At 65.9% G+C, this 5,148-nt stretch carries 5 protein-coding genes; 4 read left to right on the top strand and 1 reads right to left on the bottom strand.

Features of this window, described 5'->3' with window-relative positions; all coding sequences use genetic code 11:
• On the top strand, positions 1–1,283 hold a 1,283-nt coding region (locus GH737_RS12720; RefSeq protein WP_155265176.1), incomplete at its 5' end, for a trypsin-like peptidase domain-containing protein.
• Positions 1,284–1,333: 50 nt separating this feature from the next.
• Here GH737_RS12720 and GH737_RS12725 read toward each other — a convergent pair.
• Complete coding sequence (locus GH737_RS12725; RefSeq protein WP_230558802.1) at positions 1,334–2,269, bottom strand: SLC5/6 family protein; 936 nt, start codon at positions 2,267–2,269, stop codon at positions 1,334–1,336.
• A 36-nt stretch (positions 2,270–2,305) separates the two neighbouring features.
• Here GH737_RS12725 and GH737_RS12730 point away from each other — a divergent pair, with 36 nt between their 5' ends.
• Genes GH737_RS12730 through GH737_RS12740 form a run of 3 tightly spaced genes read left to right on the top strand, consistent with a single transcriptional unit; the run spans position 2,306 to position 5,111 of the window.
• The gene (locus GH737_RS12730) at positions 2,306–2,668 is read left to right on the top strand and encodes a DUF4236 domain-containing protein (RefSeq protein ID WP_155265177.1); all 363 of its coding nucleotides are present in this window, start codon (positions 2,306–2,308) and stop codon (positions 2,666–2,668) included.
• Positions 2,669–2,726: 58 nt separating this feature from the next.
• Positions 2,727–3,131 (top strand): nuclear transport factor 2 family protein, encoded by a 405-nt coding sequence (locus tag GH737_RS12735; protein ID WP_196233163.1) that lies wholly within the window; start codon positions 2,727–2,729, stop codon positions 3,129–3,131.
• A complete protein-coding gene (locus tag GH737_RS12740; RefSeq protein WP_155265179.1) occupies positions 3,132–5,111 on the top strand; it encodes an OPT family oligopeptide transporter in 1,980 nt (659 codons plus the stop codon). It abuts the gene before it with no gap.
• Positions 5,112–5,148: the final 37 nt, after the last annotated feature.

Here is a 5,148-nt window from a genome sequence, read left to right on the forward strand (position 1 = left end):
CCGGCAGCCAGGGCGGACAGGGCGCGCAGCCCGGCACCGGCGGCGCCCAGCCGCGAACCCGCGAAGCGGGCTCGCTCGGCTCCGGGTTCCTCGTCTCGCCCGACGGCTACATCGTCACCAACAATCACCTGATTCAGGGCCTGACCGGGACCGGCACCGTCGACACCGTCACCGTCACGATGACCAACGGCAAGGAATATGCCGCGCGGATCGTCGGGCGCGACGAGACGTCCGATCTCGCCGTGCTCAAGATCGACGGCAAGAACCTGCCATTCGTCCAGTGGGGCGACAGTACGAAGGCGCGCGTCGGCGACTGGGTGATCGCCATCGGTGACCCCTATGGAGTCGGCAGCACCGTCACCGCCGGGATCATTTCCGCGCTCCATCGCGGGATCACCGGCGTTGGCGCCTACGACCGCTACATCCAGACCGACGCCGCCATCAACATGGGCAACAGCGGCGGGCCGATGTTCGACCTCAACGGCAATGTCATCGGAATCAACTCCGCGTTGATCTCGCCCAACGGCGCGTCGGTCGGGATAGGGCTCGCGATCCCCGCTGAACTGGCGCGCCCCGTCATCGACGCTCTGATGAAGGGCCAGCGCCCGCAGCGCGGCTATCTCGGCGTGGGGCTGCAGCAGCTCGACGAGAATCTGGCCGCCGGCTTTGGCTTGCCGAAAGACAGCGGCGAGGTCGTCCGCACGGTTGTGCCCAACGGCCCCGCCGCGCGCGCCGGAATCCAGCAAGGCGACGTGATCGTGAAGGTGGACGGCAAGGACGTCACGCCCGAGCAAACCGTGTCCTTCCTCATCGCCAACAGCAAGGTCGGTTCGAAGATCCCGATCGAGATCATCCGCCAGCACAAGCGCGGCACGGTCTATGTCACGCTCGCCGACCGCCCCACCGAAGACGCGTTGCAAAAGATCGCGGGCGGCGGTTCCACGACCCAGGATGACAGCGGCACCACCGAGGTCGCGCCTCAGAAAGCGCTTGGGCTGTCGCTCGCCCCGCTCACGCCCGAGCTCGCGAAGTCGGCCAACCTGCCGTCCACCGCGCGGGGCGTGATCATCACTGCCGTCGACCCGAACTCCGACGCCGCCGAGCAGGGCCTCCAGCGCGGCGACCTCATCCTGTCGGTGAACAACCAGCCGGTGACGCAGCCGGCGCAGGTGATCGCCGGCACCGAAGGAGCGCGCAAGGCGGGCCGCACGAGCGTGCTCCTGCTGGTCAAGCGCGGCAACTCGCCCGAAGCGTTCGTCGCCGTGGAGATCGCCAACAAGTAGCCGCTGCGGCAGACCGCTTGCGCTCGAGCTGATAGCCTTCGCGTCGGCTGCTATCCCGCTGTCGAGCCTACGCTCTCCGCCTCTTTCGCGCCAGCGAAGCCGCACTGCTTCTGCTCCATCGGAATTTGCTTCGTGATCCGGGTGGCGTTCTCGGCGTACGCTTCCGTCACCGAACCTGAATTCACCGTCTTGCCGCGAAGCGGGCTCACGCCTCCGCAGATATGGAATACGTGAGGCGTCGAAGATTTCTTCGCGCCGTTCTCGGGAGCGATCCAGTAAACGACGTCCTGGCCCGCCGGATGGGCCGCGTCCTTCGTCGCATCGGCAACGGTCTTGGAATCTCTGGCGATGTCTTTCGCTTGCTCCGCGACCTCGGGCGAACAAGCCGTTGTCGGTTGACCCGTTTTGATCTGGTCAGCGCATTGGTTCATGTCCTGGGTATATTGCTCGACCGACGGCGGATTCCAGCTCACCCCGATCAGGGTGGCGATCACAGCGAGAACCACACCTAGTCCGCCCGCGATCTTCTTGTTCTTGGGATCCATGTCCTTGTCCATGAAGATCAGGACGATGAGCGGCAGAAAGGCGATGACTGTGATGATCGCGCCCAGCTGGTTCTGGAAAAAGAACTTGGCGCTGTCGGATTCGCGGGCCGGATCATGCTTGTTGGCCGCCTTCCACAGCAGGCTGCCGACGATCGCAAAGATCGCGATTCCAACTAGAATCCCGATCAGAAGCGGAAGGTTTCCATGATCGAACTTGTGCCGATAGAGCAGGACGACGCCGGCGATCTCTGCACCGATGGCGATGACCCACGAAACTGCCGCAAAAATTCGAAGGCGCGTCGCAGCAGACTTCTGACCTTGCGTAGCACGCCATTCCTTGGTGACGTCGACGTCATCGTTGGGTCTATTGTCGGACATGCTCAGATTCCCCCATATCCATGTGCCTGCATCAGAAGTGACCGACCTTCCTATCATGATCAAGCTTGATACGAGAGCGTTCGTCAGCAGGAGGTGGCTGTGGGCTGGTATCTGAGGAAAAGCCTGAGGCTCGGCCCGCTCAGGATTAATCTTTCCAAATCGGGAATTGGCGCGTCGGTCGGGGTAACGGGGCTACGGGTGGGGACCGGTCCCAAGGGCCCTTATCTGCACGGCGGACGCGAGGGCCTCTATTTCAAGGAGTCGCTGTCGAAGCGAACTCAGCAGATTACCGCCCCGGAAGACACGCAACGCGAGCCGACTGGGAGCGAAGAGGCCGAGCATGCGGCCGGTGAGGAGCAGGCGGACGCCCACCCGACGAACAAGGCCAACGGCACGCCCGTGATCCGCCAGATCGGCAGTCGCCTGCTTCGCGGCATCCTCGGCGGGCTGATGCGGCGCTAGGAGAGGATTCGCATTGTTCGCGATCAGCTTTAAAGAGGCGCCAGGAAGAGGAGTAGGCGTGGCCGACAATTGTGACGTGATCGCCGGTCTCGAGCGCGAGTGGCGCGATGCGCTGTGCAGCAAGGACCTCCAGCGGCTGCGCTCCCTGATGCACCCGGATTTCGTGCTCATCGGGACGCGTTCGACGGGGCCGTTCATGATGAGCCGCGACGAATGGCTCGACGCGATCCAGCGCCGCCAGGTCGACACGATCGAATTCGACGTTCGCGACGCGACCGCGCTCGACGACGTGATGATCGGCACCGTTCATGCCCGCTGGAAGCTCAAATATCTCGGCCGCGCGATCGAGGATTGCGTCCTCCTGACCGACGTCTGGGTCAAGGATGGCGACCGCTGGCTCGCCATCCGGCGTCACTCGACCCCGGCGCCCGCCGGCCAGTGCGGCAATCTAAAAGGGGAATAGATGGCACGCGAAGAGTCGCTCCGCGCGGACGGTAAGATCAAGGAGCTGACGCTCCGCGGAATCGTGCTCGGAGCGCTGATCACGGTGCTGTTCACTGCCGCGAACGTCTATCTCGGGCTTCGCGCCGGATTGACCTTCGCGACCTCGATCCCCGCCGCGGTAATCTCGATGGCCGTGCTCAGAGGCTTCCGCGATTCGACGATCCAGGAAAACAACATCGTCCAGACGATCGCGTCGTCGGCCGGCACCTTGTCGGCGATCGTGTTCGTCCTTCCCGGCCTGGTGATGGTCGGCTGGTGGACCGGCTTCCCGTATTGGCTTTCCGTCGCGGTCATCGCGATCGGCGGCATCCTCGGGGTGATGTACTCGGTCCCGCTGCGCCGCGCGCTGGTCACCGGTTCCGACCTTCCCTACCCCGAAGGCGTCGCTGCCGCCGAAGTGCTCAAGGTCGGCGCCGGCGTCGGCGGGCCCGAGGAGAACCGCCGCGGGCTGGCCGCGATGATTTTCGGTGCGCTGGTCTCGGCCGCCTATCCGCTGCTGGCCAAGATGAAGCTCGTCGCCGAGGCTGCGACCGGAACGTTCCGGATCGGCTCCGGCGCGACCACGCTCTCGGCCGGCCTGTCGCTCGCCTATGTGGGGGTCGGTCACCTCGTCGGGCTGGCCGTCGGCCTGTCGATGCTGGCCGGGATCATCGTCGGGTTCATCGTGCTGCTGCCCATCTATACCGCGGGCGGCCCGCCGGCGGGCATCGCGCTCGCCGATTTCGTCGGCACCGCATTCACCGAAAAGGTGCGCTTTGTGGGTGCCGGCACGATCGGCGTCGCCGCCATCTGGACCCTGCTCAAGGTGATCGGCCCGATCTTCCGCGGGATCGTCGCCGCGCTTGCGGCGAACCGCGCCCGCCGCGCTGACGGCAATGCCTCGCTCGACATCACGGAACGCGACATGCCGATCACCATCGTCGGCGGCGTGATCCTGCTTTCGATGCTTCCGATCGGCTTTCTTCTCAATGCCTTCGCGACCACGAACCCGATCGCCGCGCAACCCGGAGCGACGCTCGCGCTGAGCATCGTCTACATCCTCATTGCCGGCGTCGTGATCGCGGCCGTGTGCGGCTACATGGCCGGGCTCATCGGTGCCTCCAACAGCCCCATCTCGGGCGTGGGCATTCTCTCCGTGCTCGGCATTGCCATCATCCTGGCGCTGCTGTTCCCGGGCGCCGACGCGGACGCGACGAAATCGCTCGTGGCCTTCGCCTTGTTCGTCACTTCGGTCGTTTTCGGCGTGGCCACGATCTCGAACGACAACCTCCAGGACCTCAAGACCGGCCAGATCGTCGGCGCGACCCCGTGGCGCCAGCAGCTTTCGCTCATCTTCGGCGTGCTGTTCGGCGCCGTCGTGATTCCGCCGGTCCTCGACCTTCTGAACGGCACGTTCGGCTTCGTCGGCGCGCCCGGAGCCGGGCCGGACGCCCTCGCCGCCCCGCAGGCCGCGCTGATTTCGGCGATCGCCCAGGGGGTGCTCGGCGGCACGCTCGACTGGAACCTGATCGGCCTCGGTGCGGCGATCGGTGTCGTGGCGGTGATCGTCGACGAAGCGCTGCGGCGGAGCAAGCGCGGCATGCTCCCGCCGCTCGGCGTCGGGATGGGCATTTACCTGCCGGTCGCGGTGACGGCGCTGATCGTCGTCGGCGCGGTGCTCGGGCACGTCTACAACCGCTGGGCGGAGCGGCAAGCGGACCCCGGCTTCGCCGAACGGATGGGGGTGCTTGGCGCGACCGGCCTGATCGTCGGCGACAGCCTGTTCAACGTCGCCTATGCCGGCATCGTCGCCGCGACCGACAATCCCGAAACGCTGGCCGTGACGGAAGCCACAGGTTGGCAGGGGCCGGTCGGCGTCCTGTTGTTCGTCGGCATCATCGTCGCTCTCTACGCGACGACCCGGCGGCGCGCCGCGAAGCCGCTCGACTCACCCGCCTAGCACCGCCCGGCGGAGCGCCGCGGGCGCCAGCGGCGGC

The organism is Sphingomonas segetis (genome assembly GCF_009720245.1).
GTDB lineage: Bacteria > Pseudomonadota > Alphaproteobacteria > Sphingomonadales > Sphingomonadaceae > Sphingomicrobium > Sphingomicrobium segetis.

Coding starts and splice junctions, on each gene's coding strand:
- GH737_RS12740 (WP_155265179.1), top strand. CDS start 3,132: ATGGCACGCGAAGAGTCGCTCCGCGCGGACGGTAAGATCAAGGAGCTG.